19 protein-coding genes and 1 tRNA gene are annotated in these 22,633 nt (G+C 30.3%); 9 read left to right on the top strand and 11 right to left on the bottom strand.

Translation table 11 applies throughout. The features are described 5' to 3' along the window. From H518_RS19070 to H518_RS0102330, 3 genes are all read left to right on the top strand, one after another. Positions 1–979: gliding motility-associated C-terminal domain-containing protein (locus tag H518_RS19070; RefSeq protein ID WP_162143097.1), on the top strand; the 979-nt coding region annotated here is incomplete at its 5' end. A 9-nt stretch (positions 980–988) separates the two neighbouring features. Beyond that, the gene (locus H518_RS0102335) at positions 989–1,903 is read left to right on the top strand and encodes a PorP/SprF family type IX secretion system membrane protein (protein WP_028887586.1); all 915 of its coding nucleotides are present in this window, start codon (positions 989–991) and stop codon (positions 1,901–1,903) included. Between the two features lie 19 nt (positions 1,904–1,922). Next, complete coding sequence (locus H518_RS0102330) at positions 1,923–3,860, top strand: OmpA family protein (protein ID WP_028887585.1); 1,938 nt, start codon at positions 1,923–1,925, stop codon at positions 3,858–3,860. Between the two features lie 195 nt (positions 3,861–4,055). Here H518_RS0102330 and H518_RS20330 read toward each other — a convergent pair whose 3' ends face one another. Beyond that, entirely contained in the window at positions 4,056–4,604 is a 549-nt protein-coding gene (locus H518_RS20330; RefSeq protein ID WP_051263637.1) for a cupin domain-containing protein, read from the bottom strand. 196 nt (positions 4,605–4,800) lie between these two features. Between H518_RS20330 and H518_RS0102320 the strand changes: the two genes are divergently transcribed. Beyond that, positions 4,801–5,430, top strand: a complete 630-nt coding sequence (locus H518_RS0102320; protein WP_081411140.1) for a YceI family protein — start codon at positions 4,801–4,803, stop codon at positions 5,428–5,430. Positions 5,431–5,694: 264 nt separating this feature from the next. Here H518_RS0102320 and H518_RS0102315 read toward each other — a convergent pair whose 3' ends face one another. From H518_RS0102315 to H518_RS0102290, 6 genes are all read right to left on the bottom strand, one after another. After that, the gene (locus H518_RS0102315; RefSeq protein WP_028887583.1) at positions 5,695–6,405 is read right to left on the bottom strand and encodes a DJ-1/PfpI family protein; all 711 of its coding nucleotides are present in this window, start codon (positions 6,403–6,405) and stop codon (positions 5,695–5,697) included. A 520-nt stretch (positions 6,406–6,925) separates the two neighbouring features. Next, complete coding sequence (locus H518_RS0102310) at positions 6,926–7,993, bottom strand: bestrophin family protein (RefSeq protein ID WP_028887582.1); 1,068 nt, start codon at positions 7,991–7,993, stop codon at positions 6,926–6,928. 315 nt (positions 7,994–8,308) lie between these two features. Continuing rightward, positions 8,309–8,382: transfer RNA gene (locus H518_RS0102305), tRNA-Arg, on the bottom strand. A gap of 77 nt (positions 8,383–8,459) precedes the next feature. Beyond that, the gene (locus H518_RS0102300; protein WP_051263636.1) at positions 8,460–8,687 is read right to left on the bottom strand and encodes a putative signal transducing protein; all 228 of its coding nucleotides are present in this window, start codon (positions 8,685–8,687) and stop codon (positions 8,460–8,462) included. A 12-nt stretch (positions 8,688–8,699) separates the two neighbouring features. Beyond that, entirely contained in the window at positions 8,700–8,852 is a 153-nt protein-coding gene (locus H518_RS0102295; protein WP_028887580.1) for a hypothetical protein, read from the bottom strand. A 97-nt stretch (positions 8,853–8,949) separates the two neighbouring features. Beyond that, positions 8,950–10,287 (bottom strand): SPFH domain-containing protein, encoded by a 1,338-nt coding sequence (locus H518_RS0102290; protein WP_028887579.1) that lies wholly within the window; start codon positions 10,285–10,287, stop codon positions 8,950–8,952. A 518-nt stretch (positions 10,288–10,805) separates the two neighbouring features. Between H518_RS0102290 and H518_RS0102285 the strand changes: the two genes are divergently transcribed. Further along, positions 10,806–11,747 carry a calcium/sodium antiporter gene (locus H518_RS0102285; RefSeq protein ID WP_028887578.1) on the top strand — a complete coding sequence of 314 codons (942 nt, stop codon included), beginning with the start codon at positions 10,806–10,808 and terminating at the stop codon, positions 11,745–11,747. Positions 11,748–11,834: 87 nt separating this feature from the next. Here the strand turns inward: H518_RS0102285 and H518_RS0102280 are convergent, their stop codons facing one another. Then, on the bottom strand, positions 11,835–12,857 hold the full coding sequence (locus tag H518_RS0102280; protein WP_028887577.1) for a glutamine synthetase beta-grasp domain-containing protein: 1,023 nt from the start codon (positions 12,855–12,857) through the stop codon (positions 11,835–11,837). Between the two features lie 189 nt (positions 12,858–13,046). Here H518_RS0102280 and H518_RS0102275 point away from each other — a divergent pair, with 189 nt between their 5' ends. The 4 genes from H518_RS0102275 (at position 13,047) to H518_RS0102260 (ending at position 18,339) form a co-directional block, all read left to right on the top strand. Then, positions 13,047–15,230 carry a glutamine synthetase III family protein gene (locus H518_RS0102275; RefSeq protein ID WP_028887576.1) on the top strand — a complete coding sequence of 728 codons (2,184 nt, stop codon included), beginning with the start codon at positions 13,047–13,049 and terminating at the stop codon, positions 15,228–15,230. 52 nt (positions 15,231–15,282) lie between these two features. Further along, positions 15,283–16,188 (top strand): hypothetical protein, encoded by a 906-nt coding sequence (locus H518_RS0102270; protein WP_028887575.1) that lies wholly within the window; start codon positions 15,283–15,285, stop codon positions 16,186–16,188. A gap of 105 nt (positions 16,189–16,293) precedes the next feature. Then, positions 16,294–17,472: an AIR synthase related protein gene (locus H518_RS0102265; protein WP_028887574.1), complete on the top strand. Its 1,179-nt coding sequence runs from the start codon at positions 16,294–16,296 to the stop codon at positions 17,470–17,472. A gap of 270 nt (positions 17,473–17,742) precedes the next feature. Next, complete coding sequence (locus tag H518_RS0102260; protein ID WP_043706359.1) at positions 17,743–18,339, top strand: methyltransferase domain-containing protein; 597 nt, start codon at positions 17,743–17,745, stop codon at positions 18,337–18,339. A gap of 39 nt (positions 18,340–18,378) precedes the next feature. Here H518_RS0102260 and H518_RS0102255 read toward each other — a convergent pair whose 3' ends face one another. Genes H518_RS0102255 through H518_RS0102245 form a run of 3 tightly spaced genes read right to left on the bottom strand, consistent with a single transcriptional unit; the run spans position 18,379 to position 22,617 of the window. Beyond that, positions 18,379–19,728: an MATE family efflux transporter gene (locus tag H518_RS0102255; protein WP_028887572.1), complete on the bottom strand. Its 1,350-nt coding sequence runs from the start codon at positions 19,726–19,728 to the stop codon at positions 18,379–18,381. 19 nt (positions 19,729–19,747) lie between these two features. Further along, complete coding sequence (locus H518_RS19060) at positions 19,748–21,190, bottom strand: DUF3526 domain-containing protein (RefSeq protein ID WP_051263635.1); 1,443 nt, start codon at positions 21,188–21,190, stop codon at positions 19,748–19,750. Then, positions 21,187–22,617, bottom strand: a complete 1,431-nt coding sequence (locus H518_RS0102245; protein WP_028887571.1) for a DUF3526 domain-containing protein — start codon at positions 22,615–22,617, stop codon at positions 21,187–21,189. Before H518_RS0102245 ends, H518_RS19060 begins: the two co-directional genes overlap by 4 nt. Positions 22,618–22,633 lie beyond the last annotated feature (16 nt).

Here is a 22,633-nt window from a genome sequence, read left to right as displayed (position 1 = left end):
AGATGGTGATGGACAAGTAGATACGTCAGGAGCTTTAGTAGATGGAAGTAGTTTACCAGATACTGATGGCAATGGAACTCCAGATGTATTAGAGCCAAACAATCCAGATTTACCTGGAGGTTTAGATACTGATGGCGATGGTGTAATAGATGATGTAACAGATACTGATGGCGATGGAATTGCAGATTCAGTAGATGGCTTAGATGGTTTTGGGGATTCAGAGCAAATAGATACTGATGGAGATGGAATCCCAGATATTTATGATTTAGATGATGATAACGATGGTATATTAGATACAGATGAAGGAGATGGTGGAGTTGATACCGATGAAGATGGTATACCTGATAGTTTAGATTCTGATAGTGATAATGATGGAGTGCCAGATGTGATAGAAGGAAATGATGAAAATGGAGATGGTATTCCTGATAGTTCTCCATCTGGATTAGATAGTGATAATGATGGATTAGATGATGCCTTTGATCCTGATAATGGAGGAACTTCTGTAAGTATTCCAGATACTGATGAAGACGGTATTCCAGATTTTCAAGATACTGATGATGATAATGATGGTATTGATACTATTAATGAAGGGCCAGGGGATGGTGATCCAACAACAGATGATGCATTAGATACAAACGATAATGGTATCCCCGATTATTTAGATTCAGATCAAAACCCATGTGGTACTCCTTACAATATTATGACTCCAGATAATGATGGAGAGAATGATACATTCTTTATTTCATGTATTGACAGACCAGAATATAGTAAGAATACTGTAGAGATATTTAATAGATGGGGTAATACGGTTTATAAAGCATCAGGATATAATAACGAAAGTGTTGTTTTTAGAGGTATTTCAAGTGGTAGAGCAACAATTAGTGTTGATGAAAAACTACCGCCAGGAACCTATTATTATGTTATAGATTTAGGAGATGGATCAAAACCAAAAGCAGGTTGGTTATATATTAATAGATAAGAAAGAGATATGAAAATAAGATATACAATAGTATTAATTCTATGCGTTATTAGCGGAATTAATGCACAGCAAGACCCACAGTATACACAATATATGTATAATACAATGAGTGTGAATCCTGCCTATGCAGGTTCAAATGGGCATAGTATTATAAATTTATTAGGAAGAACCCAATGGGTTGGAGTAGATGGCGCTCCAAATACCCAAACATTAAGTTATGACACTCCGTTAGGTTATAGCGGAGTTGGGTTAGGGATAAATTTAACGAATGATAGAATTGGGCCTGCAAATGAAATATTTTTAGATATTAATGGGTCCTATACAATACGTACTAGTGATGAAGGTAATTTAGCCTTTGGATTAAAATTAGGGGGTCGTCATTTGAATGTAGATTGGAATAAAGGACGAGTTCGTAATAGGGATGATAAAAAGTTAGAAGGTAACATAAATAAATTTTTACCAACAGTAGGTGCAGGGATGTATTATTATACTAGTAAATGGTATTTAGGAGCAGCGATACCTAATTTAATTAGTACAGATCATTATGAAGATTCTAATAATGGAGGTGATGTAGCTGAAGAACGTTTGCATTTATTTTTAATAGGGGGTTATGTTTTCGATTTAAATGAAAGCATAAAGTTTAAGCCAGCAGTTTTAGCAAAGGTTGTAAATGGAGCACCTTTATCTATAGATGTTTCAGCAAACTTTTTGTTTAATGAGAAATTTACAGCAGGTCTTGCTTGGCGATGGGATGATTCTATTAGTGCTTTACTTGGTTTTCAGGCAAGTAAAAACTTAAACATAGGTTTTGCTTACGATTTAACAACGTCAAACTATAGTAATTATAATTCAGGGACTTATGAGTTGATGCTTCGTTATGAGATGTTTAAAGAACAAACAATGAAGTCACCAAGATTTTTTTAACGAAAAAAGAAGAAAAAAGATGAGAAAAAACATATACATACTAGTCTTGCTAATAACCACTATTAGTTTTGGACAACGAAAATATGCTGCAGATAGATATTTCAAAGAATTTGCTTATAAAAAAGCAGCAGAACTTTATCAATCAATTCATAAAAAAGGTGATGACTCTTATTTGGTTTTAAGTAGATTAGCTGATGCTCATTATTTTAATTTTGAATTTGCAAAAGCAGAAGGGAATTATGAAAAGCTAATGAGCTTATATGAAGGAATTGCTTCTCCAAAACATTTGTTTAGGTATGCACAAGTTTTAAAAACCAACGGTAAGATTACTGAATCAGACAAATGGTTATTAAAATTAAGTGGGGAAAATGGAAGTGACAGTAGGGCAAAAGCTCTAGAGAAAAATAAAAATTACTTTGCTGAATATTCAAATAGAGAAAAAACATATATCAATATTCATAATTTATCAAGTAATACACCTTATTCGGATTTTGGAGGGTTTATTTATGACAACCATTTGTACTTTGCTTCAACAAACCCTAAAACAAAAAAAGATAATAAATTATATAAATGGAATAAGCAGCCGTATTTAAATATTTATAAGGCAAAGCAAAAAAACATTAAGGCTAAAAAGATATTAGATATTGAGGAGTCAACAATTTTAAATGACTTAAGTTCAAAATATCATGAATCTAATATTATAATTACTAAAAATGGAAAGAAAGCTTATTTCACAAGAGATAATTTTGATGGAAAGAAGTTAAAAGGGGATAAAAATGAAGTAGCACATCTTAAAATTTATAGTGCTGATAGGATAGGAGATTTTTGGGGGAATGTTAGGGAATTATCTTTTAATAGTGACGCATTTTCCTGTGGGCATCCAGCTTTAAGTGCAGATGAAAAAAGCTTATACTTTGTGTCTGATATGTCAAGAGGTTTTGGAGGAACAGATATTTATAAAGTAGCTATTTTAGACAATGATACTTTTGGTGAGCCAGAAAATCTTGGAGAGAAAATTAATACTGAAGGAAGAGAAATGTTTCCTTTTATAGGTAATGATAATGTATTGTATTTTGCTTCCGATGGTCATTTAGGATTAGGAGCTTTAGATATATTTGAATCTAAGTTTAAAAACGGAAACTACTCAGATCCAGTAAATTTAGGGAGTCCTGTAAACGGAGCTTTTGATGATTTTGCTTTTGTTATAGATAATAATCATGAATATGGATTCTTTTCATCAAATAGAAAGGGAGGAGAAGGTGATGATGATATTTACAGTTTTAATATTTATAACTGTAAAGAAGATATTAAAGGTATTATAACAGATTCTAATACAGGAGAGCCAATTAAGAACGCTATTGTGCAGTTAATGAATGAAAATGGAGAACCTGTTTCTGAGCAAAAAACAGGAAGATCAGGTACATATTTGTTTGAAAAAATAGATTGTGAGAAAAAATTTGTTGTCATAGCTTCAAAAGAAAATTATAGAAATAAGAAAAAAGATACACAAACACTTGATGTAAATAAAAAGTCTGTAACTGAAGATTTTAATTTAGAATCTTTAATAGTCGCAGATCAAATAATAATAAAGCCTATTTATTTTGATTTTAATTTATCTAATATTAGAGAAGATGCTGAATATGAATTAGAGCATATTGTAACGGTAATGAAGAATAATTCTAATATGATTATTAAAATAGAATCACATACAGATAGTAGAGGGACTAAAGAATATAATAAGCGTTTATCAACTAATAGAGCTATATCGACAAGAGATTATATTATTTCTAGAGGTATTTCGTCAGATAGAATAGAAAGTGCTTTAGGTTTTGGAGAGAGTCAACTCTTAAATAATTGTGATGATGCGAGTAAATGTTTAGAAGAAGAGCATCAAAAAAATAGACGTTCTTATTTTTATATTGTTAACGATGCAGGTAATGTAAAAGCAAGTAATTAGATTTTTTTTCAAATGAAAAGACCCAAAATAATTTTATTTTGGGTCTTTTTTGTTTATTTTTTTAAGAAATAAGTAGTTAGAAATTTATCAATAACACATTAATTTAATTCCTTTTCTGTTTATTTTTTTTGGTGGAATTGAGAGCTATTAGTCTGTTGAAGATAAGTTTCTGGAACATGATTTAATTTTCCTTAATTATTTTTTCACAAATGAAACGCCATATTTGTTAGCAATGGAATCAATTTTGTATTTGGTGAGTTTATTTGTTTCTGATTCTTTTGATATTTCATTGAAAAAATTTTCAAAACCACCAGGAGTAATTGTATTCATTGTAATTCCTACAATAGTATCGGTATTTACAAAACGATGTGGTATTCCTCTAGGTAATTTAATAAAATCACCTTGTTTGGCTTTAATTTTTTTATTACCAAAATGAAAAACATAATTACCTTTTAGAATATAAAAAAGTTCATCTTCATTTTTGTGAACATGAAGAGGTGGGCCTTGATTTGGAGGTGTTTCAGAAATAATTACAGAGTACTTATTGTTTGTTTGCGTGCTTAAAATTTTCCCAACAATTTTTACACCTAAAACATTCCATTTCTCACCTTCTTCAGATTTTATATGTAATAGATTTTCATTGTTTTTTAGTGAGCTTGGTTTGTTATTTTTCTTACAGCTATAACTAAATATACTTAAGGCTATTAGTATTGACGTTTTTAAAGTTCGGAGGACGATTTGCATAATTGTATCTAATGTTTATGTGTACTAGTTCATTGTTTATTACAATTACTAATGTAGTTTAAAAAAAATGAATTTTGAGGAGCTAATTGTCGTGTAAAGAGAAATTAATGATTAGTTTTTGCACTTTTTTTACATTTCATTGACATATTTAATATTGAGCAGGCTATATATTCGAAGAAATATTAAATATCTTATTATGAGAAATATTAAAAACATTTTTATACCATTTGTGGTACTGTTAATGATGATTATAGCTAGTGGATACACTAAAAAAAAATCAGATTTTAAAAAAAATGCAAATACCTTTTTACTTGAAAATGAACAAAATCAAATAGTTAATTTATTTGTAACACATGGGCATTGTAGTACGCCGTTTAGTGGTGTTGTAGATAATTTGAAAGTAGTTGCTCCTTTAAGAGAAGATTTAGGTAATCCTCTAGAAAATATGAGTATTTTATTTGAAATAGACCCTAATACATTTAACGTGTGTGCGGGAGAGGAGTTAACAGCTAAAATTAAAACGCCAGGTTTATTTATTGGGGCAGATGATGAAAAAATTACATTCAGATCAACTAATGTTTATACAATGGGTATCGATTGGTATCAAATTAATGGTAAACTATCAATAAAAGGAATTGAAAAAGAGGTTACGTTTTTTGGAACAGGAATTAGAACTCCAAATGAGTCAATGTCTAGATCACTTGTTTTACAAGGTCAAATGAATTTGCTAGAATGGGGAATTGATTATGACAAAATTGTTAACGGTAAATCGAACAGTGTTCCTACTAAATGGATGTATATTAATATGAAAATAGATTTATCTTAATTTAATTTTTAGAGATTGCTAAAGAGTTATTCATGTTTTAATTGAAATCCTAATTTATCAGTTTGTTTTTCTAATTACAAAAATATCTTATCAAAAAGATATAGGAGTATCGTTTTTATATATTTTATCTAAATATCTCTTTAAATGGAAACAAGTGTTTGTTTTAAGCTCACTTAATTTTTATAGGGCTAAATAAGAAAGACAAGCTCTTTTTAGGGCTTGTCTTATCTTCGTTATAAATTTTATATAATTCTTTGTTGTCAGTTATAATAGTTTGTTTTTCTTTATTTTCATTAATGTTTTTCCTGATTTTAATATATCTATCAATCCTATTTCTTTTTTGGCATCTTTTGCAAGTTTTATTTCCGCCATTTTAATAACTTCATTCGAGGCTTTAGAAATACTGCCACAATCGTAAATTGGATTTGGGTCATACTCAATAACAAGTTGTATTGCTTTGGTTTCTGTTTCTCCAACAATTTCATTTGATAAGTATAATGCCATATCTATTCCTGCAGAAACTCCTGCTGCTGTTATATATTTTCCTTGTTTAACTATTCTTTCGTTTTTTGGTGTAACCCCAAAATCTTTTAATAAATTTATTGGTTTCCAATGTGAGGTAGCATTTTTACCTTTTAGTAATCCTGCTGCAGCTAAAATAAGAGAGCCAGAACATACAGAAGTTGTCCATTTAGTGGTCTTGTCTATTTTGTTAATCCAATTCAGTACTTTTTTATTTTTCATTTCTCTAATGAAAGTAATTGCAGAACCCGGAATTAATAAAATATCAGCACTTTCGATTTCATTAATATCATATTTTGCATTTAAATGAACAAAATCAGAATCTGCTTTTATTTCTCCCTTGTTTTCTGCTACAAAATATACTTCTGCATCTCTCATATTTCTTAAAACTTCATATGGTCCAATTGCATCAAGCATTGTTATACCATTATATATATAGATTATTATTCTCATTTTTTTATAAGTAAGTTTCTCATTTTTTTAATTTCGCATATATCTATTATATACGAGTTAGGGTAATAAATATTTAACACCTCTAGAGGTGTTTGTGGTAATATCCGTATGAATTTTTCATTACGTAAAACTTCTCGACTTTGGGCTATGTGTTTCGTTAGCTAAAATAGAGGTTTCTCTACTTTTTTTATTGTTATAGTGTTTTTTTAAATACTAATAAGTGGATTGTTAACAATCTTAGATGTTTAAAGAAGTTAGGCCTTCTTTAAGATAATTACTTCAATTGTTAAAAAAATAAACTAATGTATAGTATGATATAAGAATATCATTTTACATACTTTCTCTAAAGATGTCTTTAAAAACAAATTGGTGTTCGTTTTAAGTTCACTTAATTTTAGTTTTAAAAAGTTGAATAAAAAATAAAAGCCCTAAAAAGGGCTTGTTTAATCGTTGTTTTTATAAAATTACAGGCTTGAGCAATGGTTATTTATTGTTAGATGTTATGTTTTTCTCACTTTTCTTACATCTGAGTGTCGTAAATCATAGGAAATTGCTTTGGAATATCATTTATTGACTCTTCTAAGTTTTGCCTTAAATCAATTTCTATTCCACGAGACATCGTTGAAATGGGAACATCATTTGCAGATCCTTCAAATGGATTTTCTCCCGTTCTACCAATTTTTTCCATTGTGTGAAATATCCAAGCTACAATACTATAAAAAGGAATAGAAAGCCAAATGAAAAGAGCCCCGATTGTTGGATGTATAGAAATTATTTCTTTGCCTATTTCTGCGAATTGAGGAACTAGTCCTAACGGTAATAGTAAAATAAAAAGCCACATGAAATAATGATTTAGAGTAGCAAATTGACGAGGGTAAGGAAAATTTTTAATCCGTTCTGATTTACCTTGTAGGGTGAACATTTCTTCTAAAACTCCTTCTAGTTTTAAAAAAGAAAATTCCCAAAGAGTTCCTTTCTCTTTTAATCTTTTAAGGTGATGAGATTGTAAATAAAGTAATGCAGTTTGCTTATTGTTTTTACTCATTGTGTAATCTAAGTCCTGTTTTGAGAGATAAGGTTTCATATCGTTTAAAACATTAGAGCTCCATTCTGGTGGAGCAAAACCAATATTTTTGGTTAATTCCTTGTTTGCTTTTTCGTGCATTACGGTTTCCCAAGGTTTAGACTCTCTCATAGAATGTCGTAACGCAGTCATCCATGCAATATGTCTATAGGTAAGTGTTTTAATTTCTTCTTGTAATTCTTCTTTTGAAAGTTCTTCTGTAGTATATTCATTACTTATCATATCTTGAACAAACATTCCAAAGGTTCTAGAGGTATTTACAATACCTCCCCATATTTTTCTAGCTTCCCATATTCTACCATATGCAGAGTTGTTTTGAAAACCAATTACAAAAGCAACTGCAGTACCAATTAATGCGAGTGGAGTCCATGGGATTCTTAGCCATGCTAAATCTAAAAAAGAGTAAAGTCCTACAAATAATGTAATAATGATTATAAATAAAAAGGTCTCATAACGAGTCCATTTTATCATATCCTTAATGCTATAGACTTTTTTCGTATACATATATTATTTTTTAATTATTTAAAATGACACTCTGTTGTAGTTTTTATTCTTAACATTATGTCTAGCAAATATATATAGATAATTATACTTTTTAATGTGAAGTAAACAAGACTCATATTTTATATGAGCTGTAATAGGTTTTATTTACCTATAAAGTGTAATGAATGTAAAGTTTGCAGTTAAGTCTTCTTGTAAGTAAAACTTCCCTCTTGTATTCTTAGGGTAGTTTATGGGATGTCTGCTTTGTTTTTTAGTTCTAAAAAGGAGGTTTTTAAAATAAAAAAACCACATAAATTAATATGTGGTTTTTAATCGTGACCTCGACAAGATTCAAACTTGTAACCTCTTGAGCCGTAATCAAGTGCGCTATTCAGTTGCGCCACGAGGCCGTTTTTGCGAGTGCAAATATAGAGACTATTTTCGGTTCTAGAAAATAAAAAACACTTTTTTTTGCTTTTATTTTCTATTACTGATTTAATTCTTTTTTGAATTCTTCAATTATTTTTTTAGCGTTCTCTAAATCAGAATTATAGATAAATAATTCGCAAGAAGCGCCTGTAGATCCAAAACCAGCTAATCTGCCAGATTCTTTACTGTCTTTAATTAAAGTTGCTATTTTTGCCTCGTCAAGTAAAAAAGCAAGTCTATTTGTTAGGATTGTAGTTCCTGTGTATACTTTTATATGTTCTTTCATAATTGTGAATTTTTAATCTAATGAATTTATGGTAATAAAAGCACGCCAACCAATAATTGCTAATTGAAATTTGGATGCTTTAGAGATGTCTAACTCTTTTTGAGTAAAAGAAGGTAGTAGTGTTTTGTTTAGTTTTGCTAAAAGTTTGAAAAGTTGTTTTTTCATTATAAGTTTGATTGTGTATCAAAAATACTGAAAAATAATTTGTTACTTAGGGTGAGGTGAAAAAGTATCACCTCGCCCATTAATAACTAAAATAATTTTACTTTTTACTTTCCATCATTTTTTTAGCAAGGTCTGCGCCAATTAATGATTGTAATAAATTTCCACTATTTCCATTCTTGCTACCCTCAATGTAAGTAGATGGTAAACGTAAGCTTTTTATTTGTTCAGCGACTCCGACTGCTGTTTTGTATTCCCATTCAGCTTTTTCTTGCGGGGTTAAACCAGCGCTTACTAATTTGGCATTTTCATAATATTGCGCATCAGCAGCTACTTTTTTACTTTTAGCCTTGTATTGTTCAACTTCAAATTGCTTCTTCTCTTTTATTAAATTGAATCCAGCAACTTTCGCTTCGGTCTCAGCCTCTATGGTTTGTTGAATTTGAATTTTTTCTAATCGAGCTCTTTCTTTTGCTTTTTCAGATTCTCCCTTTGCAACCTCTTTTTTAGCTCTATAATATTCTCGTTCTGCTTGTTGTTTTTCTAATTGAGTTTGCGCAACCTCGTTTTTTTGTAAATCTAAACGTTCGTCAAACGAAGCTTCCCAGTCGATACCAGTTACTTGCGCCTGGTAAATTTTTAAACCATATTGTTTTAAAGAGTTAGAGTTATCTCTAATAATAGTGCCATCTCCACTTCTTTTTATTCTAAATTTTTTCTGTTTACTAGATTTCCCAATTTTTATTTTTCTAATAGTAGTCGTGTCACCTACAACTTCATTGTTGTTTTCAGCTTCGTAATACTGTTCTACTTGGTACATTCCGTTTTCTAGTTGATCTCTAAAATACCTATCAAAATCAGATGCTTGTCCAGATATGTAATCTTGAGCATCCATTAATTTACAAGTGTTCTTTATGGCGGCATCTATATTCGGTAAAACCCTTCCGTAAATCAATTTAGATTCACTTCTGTTTCTATCTGCCATATTTAAGAAAACTTCTTCATCGTTAATATTTACACCTACGATTACAGAGGTACTTATTTCAGCTTTAATAGCATCACTAAATTCCCATTTCTGAGCCTTTCTGTTGTAAATTCCTCTATCGCTTTTTGGTAATTCACTTTCGTCGTTAACAATAATATCTTTTATAGAAGTTTCGTATGATAAAGGGATGATGCGTCCCCACCACTTAAGTTTTAAACCTTGAGTAGTGATCATTTTGTCTCCACCAGACACGTATTGTACAGCGTAAGCAGTACCTGCATCAGCGTAAAAGAACATACCTGTGATAATACTTAAAAGTGCTCCTAGTATTGTAAATTGAATACTTCTTTTTAAACTAAACCAGTTTAATATTTTGTTGTTTTTAAAAATTGAACTTAATATGATTGTAGTTAATCCTACAATGATTAATAGTACTCCTATAAATGTTAGCATAGTAATTGTTTTTTTTAAGTTGATTAATATAATAGTTGTGCAATAATAGCTGCGGTTTTTGCCGCAAAAATAAGAAGTTTAAAGATGATATTTATCATAGGTTTGAGTGTTTTTAATTAGTAAATTATAGTTGATTCCGGAATTGTTTTATCAATATATAAGAAAGGGAATCATACTTCCAAAAATTTGAAATCGAATTAATTTATTTGTATTTAAATTAATAGGTTAATATGTTGTTTTTGTTTTATTATGAAACATTATCTACTTCTTTTAGGTTTGTTTTTGTAATTGTTTAATGTTCTTTTTGTTTTATATTGTAACTGTATAAAGGCGTTTTTTGTTTCTCTTTTTTAAACTAAAGGGAAAAGGGTTTAAGAATGTAGTGTTTTCTTGTTGTTTGATTTTTTGTTAGCAGGGTAAAGGAAAACTAGTGTAAGTTAAAATAGCTGCGTTTTAGAGTTTTTATTGAGTGTTTATTTTCGTATCAAAATCTTATCTTCGCAAAAAAAAGATACTAAATGAATATTGTATATATAGTAGTAGGTTTGTTGTTGTTGGTTCTTGGAGGTAACTGGTTATTAAAAGCAGCGGTAGGTTTATCTTTAAGGTTAAATATACCTAAAGTTGTAATTGGTATGACAGTGGTTTCTTTTGCTACCTCAGCACCTGAATTAATAGTGAGTATTAAATCAGCATTAAACGGAGCAACAGGGTTAGCGGTAGGTAATGTAGTTGGTTCTAATATTGCTAATATAGGATTGGTGTTGGGTATTACTGTACTTTTATCAACAATTGATGTAGAAAAAAGTTTTTATAAAACAGATTGGCCAGTGATGATGATTGCTTCTGGTTTATTGTATTTTTTTATAGCTTTTGATAATACAATTCAACAATATGAAGGAATTATTTTATTTACTATGTTGGTTGTGTTTTTAGTCTATTTATTAAAGTTTCAAAAAACAGCTGTTGTTGATGAAATGCCTGAAGATGATGAGGAGTTAGCTTTGTACAAAGTAGTGTTGTTTTTAGCAATAGGAGGAGTCGCTTTGTGGGGAGGTTCAGAATTATTGATAAAAGGCGCCGTGGCTTTAGCAGAGAGTTTAGGTGTAAGTGATGCTATTATTGGGGTTACAGTGGTTTCGGTAGGAACAAGTGTGCCAGAATTAGCCGCTTCTATAATAGCGGTAATGAAAAAAGAAAAAGCGATATCTTTAGGGAATTTAATTGGCTCTAACGTGTTTAATATTTTAGCTGTTTTAGGAATTACAGCAATGATAACTCCAATAGAATTAAAGGAAAATGCGTTGAGTTTAGTGAATAACGATATTTATTGGATGTTAGCAATATCATTTGCTGTATTGCCACTTGTGTTCTTTCCTAGAAAACTAAGATTAAATTGGAAAGATGGAATTATATTATTAATAGCTTATGTTGTGTTTGTTTATTTAAAGCTAGCATAAAAAACAAATAGAAAAAACAAAAAAGCCTTTAAATTAATTTAAAGGCTTTTTTTGTTGTTAGTGTGTGTTGTGTTGTAATGGAAAATATTATAGTTTATCGCAAACTGGTTTTACAGTTTGTATAATTCTTGAAGCAATTTTATAAGGGTCTCCGTTAGAGGCAGGTCTTCTATCTTCTAGGTATCCTTTCCATCCGCTCTCTACAGTTAAAATAGGAATACGAATAGAAGCACCTCTATCAGAAATACCGTAACTGAAATCTGTTATAGAAGCAGTTTCGTGTAAGCCTGTTAAACGTTGGTCATTGTAAGCGCCGTAAATATCAATATGTTCTTTAGTTACTGGTCTAAAAGCTTCACAAACTTGCATGTAAATTTCTTTAGAACCACAAGTTCTTAAGGTTGTGTTAGAGAAGTTAGCGTGCATTCCAGAACCATTCCAGTCTCCTTTTACAGGTTTTGGGTGATATTCTATGTAGTAACCATATTGTTCAGTTAAACGATCTAGTAAATATCTAGCGATCCAAATTTCATCACCAGCAATTTTTGCTCCTTTAGCAAATAATTGAAATTCCCATTGTCCTGAAGCAACTTCTTGGTTAATTCCTTCAAAATTTAATCCAGCATCAATACATAAATCAGCATGTTGCTCAACAAAATCTCTACCATGTGTATTTCTTCCACCTACAGAGCAGTAATACATTCCTTGTGGTCCAGGGTATCCACCAACTGGAAATCCTAAAGGAAGTTGAGTAGCGCTGTCCATAATAAAGTATTCTTGTTCAAAACCAAACCAGAAATCATTATCATCATCATTAATTGTAGCACGAGCGTTAGATTCGTGTGGAGTTCCGTCAGAATTTAAAACCTCTGTCATTACTAAATATCCGTTAACACGTGCAGGATCTGGGTAAATTGCTACAGGTTTTAGAACACAGTCAGAAGAACCTCCTGAAGCTTGTTTTGTAGAAGAACCGTCAAAAGACCAATTCTTTAACTCTTCAATAGTTCCTTGAAAATTTTCGTGTTCTTCAACTTTTGTTTTACTTCTTAGGTTTTGTGTTGGTTTGTAACCATCTAACCAAATGTACTCTAACTTAATTTTTGCCATGATAATGAGAATTTATTTTTTAGAATTAAATTCTATGCAAAAATGTGAATTTTATCTTTAATATTAAAATTTAAAGGGGTTAAACTTTAAAATTTAGTGATAATTTAATTTTACCCCTATTTTTTTAGGGGTATGATGTGAAATAGATTAAAATATGTATTTTTGATATCGAAACTTATACTATATATAATGTCTACTTTAAGATTTAGTGCTTTAAAAGAAACTTTACATAGAAAACCCGTTTTTATAGAGGAGAAGGGAAGACGCTCTGAATTGTTTGGAGAAAATGTTTTTAATACGGAAACGATGCGTCAGTATATGACAAAAGATGCGTACCAAAGTGTAAAGGATGCTGTTGAGTTTGGTAGTAAGATAGATAGAAAAATTGCTGATCAGATTGCGGTAAGTATGAAAGATTGGGCTTTATCTAAAGGAGCAACGCATTATACACATTGGTTTCAGCCATTAACAGGTGCAACTGCTGAAAAGCATGATGCGTTTTTTGAAACTATTGAAGGAGGTGGAGCAATGGAACGTTTTGATGGTGGGCAATTAGTGCAGCAAGAACCAGACGCATCTAGTTTTCCGAATGGAGGTATTAGAAATACATTTGAAGCTCGTGGTTATACAGCATGGGATCCTACATCGCCAGCATTTGTATATGGCACAACTTTGTGTATTCCAACAGTTTTTGTTGCATACACAGGAGAAGCATTAGATAATAAAGCACCATTATTAAGAGCTTTACAAGCAGTAGACACGGCTGCAACAGCAGTTTGTAAATTTTTTGATAAAAATGTTTCAAAAGTAAATGCAACGTTAGGTTGGGAGCAAGAATATTTTTTAATAGATACTGCTTTAATGTCTGCACGTCCTGATTTAATGATGACAGGAAGAACATTATTAGGACATTCACCAGCAAAAGGACAGCAATTAGATGATCATTATTTCGGTTCTATTCCAGATAGAGTAATGAGTTTTATGAGAGATTTAGAGCAAGAATGTATGTTGTTAGGTGTTCCTGTAAAAACACGACATAATGAGGTAGCTCCCAATCAGTTTGAATTAGCTCCAATTTTTGAGGAAGCAAATTTAGCGGTAGACCATAATTCGTTGTTAATGGATGTGATGGAGAAAGTATCGCAACGTCATCAATTTAAAGTATTATTCCACGAAAAACCATTTGCAGGAATTAATGGATCGGGAAAACATAATAATTGGTCTTTAGCAACAAATACAGGAGTTAATCTATTAAGTCCTGGAAAAACACCAATGAAAAATTTACAGTTTTTAGCCTTTTTTGTAAATACAATTAAAGCGGTTCATGATTACGAAGAATTAATTAGAGCTTCAATAGCAAGTGCAAGTAATGATCATCGTTTGGGAGCCAATGAAGCGCCCCCAGCAATAATATCAGTGTTTATTGGTTCGCAATTATCAGCAGTGTTAGATGAGTTAGAAAATGTAACAAAAGGTAAATTATCACCTAAAGAAAAAACAGATTTAAAGCTGAATATTGTAGGTAAAATACCTGAGATTTTATTAGACAATACCGATAGAAATAGAACTTCGCCTTTTGCTTTTACTGGTAATAAATTCGAATTAAGAGCAGTAGGTTCTTGGTCTAACTGTGCAGGGCCAATGACAGTTTTAAACACCATTATAGCGAAGCAATTAAAAGAATTTAAAGTTGAGGTAGATGAATTGGTTGATGCTAAAAACCTTAAAAAAGACGAAGCAGTTTTTAATGTGTTAAGAGAATATATTAAAGCATCAAAGAAAATTAGATTTGAAGGAGATGGTTATGGTGATGCATGGGAAAAAGAAGCTGTAAAAAGAGGGTTAAGTAATAATAAAACAACCCCTGAGGCTTTAAAAGCAAAAATTTCGAAAAAAGCAATTTCACTTTTTGAAGAAATGAATGTGATGAATAAAGTAGAGGTAGCCGCACGTCATGAAATTGAACTAGAAGAATATTCTAAACGAATTCAAATAGAAAGTAGAGTTTTAGGAGATGTTGCAAGAAATCATGTGATTCCTACGGCTATTCAATATCAAAATACATTAATAGAAAATGTAAAAGGGTTAAAAGAAATCTTCGGAAAAGGTTTTGAGCAATATGCAAAAGAACAGATTGATTTAATTCAGAAAATATCTAGTCATATAGCAGGAATCAATTCTAAAATTGAAAAAATGACTGAAGAGCGTAAAAAAGCAAATAAGTTTGATGGGCAAAAAAATGCAGATGCTTATTGTGATAAGGTAAAGCCATTTTTTGAAGAAATTCGTTATCACTGTGATAAGTTAGAGTTAATGGTTGACGATAATTTATGGCCTTTAACGAAATACAGAGAGTTGTTATTTACTAGGTAGATTTTTTATTTCATAATTAAAATTTTCGTATTATTAAAAATAAAATTAAATAATGAAATACGTTATAATAACACTCGTCATTACTGCAATACTGGTTATTTTAGGCTATATACTAGATTTAACGAATAATAAATCTGATAAGTATTTTATCTTATTTATTGGAAGTGTTTTAATTTTGTCAGGTTTATTTTTTTCAATAAGGTCAGAGGTGGTTAAAAGTGAGGAAGAAGCTGGTAAAATAGTGAAAATTGATGATACACTAGAGAACACTGAAAAAATTAAGTTAAAAGCAGATTCTTTAATTGCTAATTTAAATGAAAGTTTAGAGAAGACATTAACTCTTAGTAAGAATATTAATAAGCAGAATGAAATTCTAAGTAATGTTGAAAAAGATATGGAAGTTCAAAATATAGCATTAAAAAACACTCTGAAGCAGACAAAGTTATTTGAAGAAAAAGTAAAAGAGCAATTAAAGATTGAAAAGAAAAGATTTGATTCAGAAAAACCTAATGTAGATGTTTCTTTAAGTTATTCAGTATATAATAATATTAAGCATTATAGGTTATTATATGACTTCCGAAATCAAGGAAAAAGAGAGGCTAAAAACCTTAAAATTTCAAGTATAATTTTGTTTGTAGAAAATAGAATGGTAAACAAGCATATTATTCTTGAAAATTCTGGACATGAAAATTTAGAGGTTCCCGCAAGTAAAAAAAGACGCCTACTAGTTTACAGTCAAGAGAAATTTAGTTTTAATGAAATTGATGCTATGTTTTCTGAAGCTTTGGTAAAAATAAAATATAGTTATCGTGATGATTATTCCAATAAAAAAATAATAGAAGAAAAAACATTTGCTTGGTTAGGAAAAAAAGAAAGTGGTCTTGTTTTTCATTATGCAAACAAAGAATGGTCAACAACAATTGATGATTATATCAAGGTGAATAATTTAGATTTTTAAATGAAGTAGTGTTTTAATTAAATTATTATGTCTTTTAAGTTTTAATAACTTTGAATATTTGCTGTTTTTAGAGTAATTTCGCGGCAACAAAACAACAACATAACAATGAGTAACGAAGTATCTAAACGCTATGCACAACGCGGAGTTTCAGCATCTAAAGAAGATGTGCATAATGCAATTAAGAATATCGATAAAGGATTATTTCCGAAAGCTTTCTGTAAAATTGTTCCAGATTACTTAACAAACGATGAAGATTATTGTTTGATTATGCATGCAGATGGTGCAGGAACAAAATCATCATTAGCATACATGTATTGGAAAGAAACAGGTGATATTTCTGTTTGGAAAGGTATTGCACAAGATGCTTTAATAATGAATATTGATGATTTGTTATGTGTTGGAGCTACAGATAATATTATGTTATCGTCTACTATTGGACGTAATAAAAGTAAAATTCCTGGAGAAGTTTTATCTGCAATTATTAATGGAACTGAAGAGTTAATTGAAGATCTTAAAGGTTTTGGAGTAACGATTCACTCTACAGGTGGTGAAACTGCCGATGTTGGTGATTTAGTACGTACAATTATTGTAGATTCTACAGTTACTGCTCGTATGAAACGTACTGACGTTGTTGATAATGCAAATATAAAAGCAGGCGATGTAATTGTTGGTTTAGAATCTTTTGGACAAGCAAGTTATGAAACTGAATATAATGGCGGAATGGGGTCTAACGGATTAACTTCTGCAAGACACGATGTTTTTGATAATTATTTAGCGGCTAAATATCCTGAAAGTTATGATGCAGCAGTTCCTGCGGATTTAGTATATTCAGGAAAAGCAAAATTAACGGACGCTGTTGAGAATTCTCCAATTGATGCTGGTAAATTAGTACTATCTCCAACAAGAACGTACGCACCTATTATTAAAGAAATTTTATCAAAATTTAATTCAGATACTGTTCACGGAATGATTCATTGTTCTGGTGGAGCACAAACTAAAATTTTACATTTTGTAGATGCACTACATATTGTAAAAGATAATATGTTTCCAATACCTCCTTTATTTAAGTTGATACAAGAACAATCTAAAACAGATTGGAAAGAGATGTATCAAGTATTTAACTGTGGGCATAGAATGGAGCTTTATGTATCTCCAGAAGTAGCTGAAGATATTATAGCGATCTCTAAATCATACAATGTAAATGCTCAAATTGTAGGTAGAGTGGAAGCTTCTGAAACTAAGAAATTAACTATAAATAGTGAATTCGGAACTTTTGAATACTAAATAAAAGTACCTAAACGACTATTTTAAGAATATTAAATTATTTAAACCTAAACAATGTTTTTATTGTTTAGGTTTTTTATTGGTTAATTTTAAATGATATTTTATGTGGTTTGTAGATAAAATAATAGCCAATAAAAAGGAGTAAGTGAAGTTGAATATAGGTTGGCTTGCAATTTTAAAATCGTACAAAAAAAGGTGTTAAAGAATCGATAAAATATTGCTATAAAAGTGATTACTTCGTTATTTTTGTTTAGAATAAGAATAAAAAAGATGTGGAAAGTACATTACGATAAAGTAGGTAAAGAAAATCACCCTCCTGCTTATACATTGAGCCAAGCATTAGTTTTAATGAAAGGTAAAGGTGATTTAAGTGAATTTAAAGCTATTGATTTAGGCTGTGGTAATGGTGTAGATACTTTTGCCATGCTAAGTGAAGGTCTAGAGGTGTTGGCTATAGATAAAGAGTCAGATTCTTTGCAACATATACAAAAGTATATAAATACTGAACACACATCAAAGGTTAACTTTAAAAACACCTCTTTTGAAAGTTTAAAAGAGTTGCCTTCTGTTAATTTGGTTAATGCAACCTTTTCTTTGCCTTTCTGCCATCCAAATAAATTTGAAAATTTGTGGACTATTATTCTTAAAAGTATTAATGCTAAAGGTTTCTTTTCTGGACATTTTTTTGGAAAAGAAGATTCATGGAGTTCTAATAATGAAATGATTTTTCATGATGAAAAAGGAGTAAAGAATTTATTTGAAGATTTTGAATTGTTATATTTTAAGGAAACTACCAAAAAAGGAAAAACCTTATCTGGTAAAGAAAAATTTTGGCATGTTTTTCATGTTGTAGCTCAAAAAAGGTAGTTACCTTAATGAATAAACTTTCTGTTTTTATGAAGTTAGTTATAGTTTTTGAAGAGTTCGTCGAGATATAATCCATAAAACAAAGCTATAGAGTATACTTTCTAATACAAGACCGTAATATACTCCTTGAATATCATGATATTTTGTAAAAATGAATATAATGGGTACGAAAAGAAATAGTTGGCGACCTACAGGTAATAAAGTAGCTAGTTTAGCTTTACCAATACTTTGAAAAAGTACGATACTACTAGATGATATTGGAATAAAGAACAAAATACACAATATCATTTGTAAATTAAATATTTCTGTTTGATTAAGCTCTTTGTTTGGTAGCATAATATTAATTAATATTTCAGGAAATAAAAATATAGGTGTTACTAATATTAAGGCAAGTATAGTACCAGCCAACCTATAAATAGATACACCTTTAAGGCATCTATGTATTTTTTTAGCTCCGTAATTTATTCCGATAACAGGTTGCATTGATTGAAAAAGACCCAAAACAGGAATAGCTAAAAAAGAGAACAATCTAAAAGTAGCGTTAAAAAATGCCATTGCCTCTAAGTTTCCATATAAAGCAACTAGCCTAAACAATATAAATTGCCTAAATATATTAGATAGTTGCATTGAAAACGCTGAAAAACCAATACTTAAAACACTTTTAATAATTTTAGGTTCTAATTTTATACGAAACTTAGTGGTGCTAAAAGTTGCTTTTCTTCGTATAAAATATAAAGATGTTAATAAGCTATATAGAACCATTGTAAGAATACTACTCCAAGCAGCACCAGCAACTCCCATGTTAAAAACACCGATAAATAAAGGGGTTAACAAAAGGTTTAAAATTACAGAAATTAAGGTGAAGCGCATTGCTTGCCCTATTTTACCTTCTGCACGTATTAAGCCATTGGCAGAAAGCCCATAAATACTAAAAAAAGCACCAAGAATATATATACTATAATAATCTAAAGCATAGGTAAATAATTCTGCTGATATACCTAATAAAGAAACTATTTCATGAGAAAAAATAATACCAGGTATGATTATTATAGCAGCCCCGATTAGGGATAAGGCTATCATATTTGGAATGATTTTTTGTTGAATTTCAGTATTATTTGCACCTATAGCTCTACTAAGAACCGATGCAGAACCAGCAGCTACAAAAACGGTAACACTTGTAACAACTAACATTAAGGGAAATAACATTGAAATTCCTGTAAAGGCCTTAACTCCTATAAAATAACTAGTATAAAATATATCAACGAGTCCGTTAATAGATATAACCATCATTCCTAAAATACTAGGAGTAGAAAGTTTTAGCATAAGTTTCCAAAGGTTGTCATTTAGAAAGTCTGGCTTTTTTTTAGGTTTTAGCATTGTAAATTTCATTGAAAAATATTTTAGGAGTCTATTTTTTAAAAGCCTTAGTGAAAATAGTTTTATTGAAAAAAATGAATGATAAACCAAAAAGGAAAAAAGAGATACTTATAATTTCTATTAAACTACTTCTAATGTTTTTAATTTTAGATGAGTTGTTTGTGTTCAGATTAAATTCAGGGAGATTTTTATAATCGTTATTTGTTATTTGTTTATTTAAAAAGAGTCTGTCAAAATAAAAGTGAGTAATTTCTTTATGGAAATTCGTAATTGACAGATGAAAGTCTTGAAAAATTGCAGCATCCGTTTCTGTAATTTTATTTAAAATGTTTTGAGTATTTACTGCGGGATTTGCCCATTGAAATAATGAAATCCATTTTTGACGTAACTGAATTTGGTTAAAATAATCAACAACTTTCTTTTTGTGATGGTTGTCGTTTAGAGCGGTAAAAGCTGCATAAGCTTTAGACATTGTATTTACATCAATTAAAGCTTTGGCTTCCTTTAAATCATCACGGTAGTTTAGGTATTCACGAATTACAGACTTGGCTTCGTTTATGTCTTCTTCGTTTTCAAGACTTTTTCTTCGGGTTATATCTGCAAGTGACATATTATCTATTGGGTACGCGATATTGGCATATACATTTATTACAGCAGGTAAAACAATTAGAAATAAAAGCCATAACCCAGCAGCAGAAATAGCTGTTAGAGAAGAGTTTTTTTTAAGACTAACTAAAAAGAACATTAAGGTAAACCAAAAACTGAAGTAGCATAAAATAGCGGTTATCCATAGAGCAATGGTTAAGATTTTTACATTCGTAGCTATTAAAAAACCAATAGAAGATAAGAGAAATGCTATGCCTGCAATTAATACGTAGTAAAAAGAAATTCTAATTAATAATATTTTTCTTAATCCTACGGTTTGTAGCAGTAACAGCGGAAGCATTCCGTTTTCTTTTTCTTCAGCATACAATCCGTAAGTAAAAACGATTATAAGTAAGGGGAATAAGTAGATAAGGACAAAAGAAAGGTCGAAATTTCCAATGTATAGTTTAAGAGGGTTGGCTAATTCATTTTCAAATAATTGATAATACAGACTCGCAGCTGTTAGTTTACGGTAATAAGGCTCTATATCTCTTTGTCCTAACGACATGTGCGCTAAACTATGAGGATTTAAAACCGCATGATATTCATGTCTATACCATGCATAAGCAGGGTCGGAAGCTATATTAAACAGTTGTTTTTCTTTAACAGATGTGTGTTCGTTAGTAAAACTTTTTTTATAGTTTTCAAATTCATTTTTTTCAATACTTTGAACATTTTCGATTGTTTCTTGCTGCTTTGTTATTATAGAGTTTCCATAATATATGGCGTAGATACCTAAAAGAACAATCGAGGTTAATAGAATCATTTGAAAGATGTTTCTAATAATAGAAATACCTTCACGTTGCCATAATAGTAAAATTAACTTCATATCATTTTGCTTTTAAAAGTAGAAGGTGTTAGAAAGAGTATTGCTAAAAACCAAAGAGCTAATGAAGCTAGTTCTATCTTGTAATACTTTAATGTTTTAGTTACAATAAGTGCTTGGTATTTGAAATCTGAGATTGTTTCCCACAAGTTTCTTCCAGCTTTGTATTCATAAAACTCACCATAACGTGAGTTTTTTGCCATATCATAATTCATTGTTCGTATTAAATGTCGGCGGTAATTTTTTGTTTTTCTTTGAAAATCATTAAAACTATGCCAGTCAGTTGCAGAGATGGCCATCGAAAGGTTTCTAATTGCTATATAAGGAGCTATAAAACTCATTAAACTTTCTGTTTTATTTTGAAGGTCAAACTTTTTATGAAGTTTTTTTTCATGAAAATCGTATACTTTATTAGCATATTCTTCGCCCTCTTGCATTTCTATTCCACTAAAATTTAAGGGGAGTTTATGAATGGAGTCAACATTATATTCTTGTAAATAATTTTCTTTTAGTCTGACTAACCTTTCTTCTTTAGATTCATTTATTGCCATTCCATTTGCAATATCATGTTGTATACCTTCTTTGTATATTTTCATAGAAGGTAAAGGGTGTAGCGTTTCTCCCAAATTTGCTGAGGTTTTTGGGATAATAATTCCTGTTACGACCCAAAATATTAAGAGAGTTAAAAGGGCACTTCTAGAGCTAGAAGCTTTAAGAGAAATCCATACCGAAAAATTTGTAAAAATCCATAAATAACCAATGTAAAGAAGAAAAAGAAGTAGGGTGCGAAACCCTATATCATTCATTGCTGAACTATTTGTTTCATTTAAATCTACGGTATATAAGCCTATGAAAAAAGGAACCATTATTACTAAAATAATTACAAAGTAAGCTAAGATTTTACCTATATAAATAGACCTTATTGAAGTACCTTGACTAATTAAGAGTTTAAAGGTTCCTGTTTTTCTTTCTTTAGTAAAAGTTTGAAATGTTATAAATATAATAAGAAGTGGTAATAATAATTGAAGTACCAAGGCTGCGCTTAATTCACCAAAACGAATCATATTCCCGTAACCTTGTGCAGGCCTAAACATAAACTCATGAGGATAGTGCGCTTCTAAATAAACAGAAGTTCCAGTATAGGTGTCTAAACCAAAATCAAAAAGGCTAAGAGGTGTTTTTTGTTTAAAAACAAAGGTACCGTAGTGTGCAGCAATGTGGGGATGTTTGTGTCCTTGATCTAGCCATTCAGTTCTTCTTTCTTTTTGGGCGGTTTCTACCATTGCAGTTTGATGTTTATAAGCAATGTGGCCTCCATATACAGCAAAACCCAAAAGAACTATAATTATGGTAAATAAAATTTTTAAGGAATTTTGCCTAATTACACTCGTAAGCTCCTTTTTAGCAATTAAAAAGATTTGATTTTTCATCTATTTAAATTTTTAT

It is taken from the genome of Tenacibaculum ovolyticum DSM 18103, from assembly GCF_000430545.1.
Lineage (GTDB): Bacteria > Bacteroidota > Bacteroidia > Flavobacteriales > Flavobacteriaceae > Polaribacter > Polaribacter ovolyticus.
This window is presented reverse-complemented; position numbering and strand designations above follow the sequence as displayed.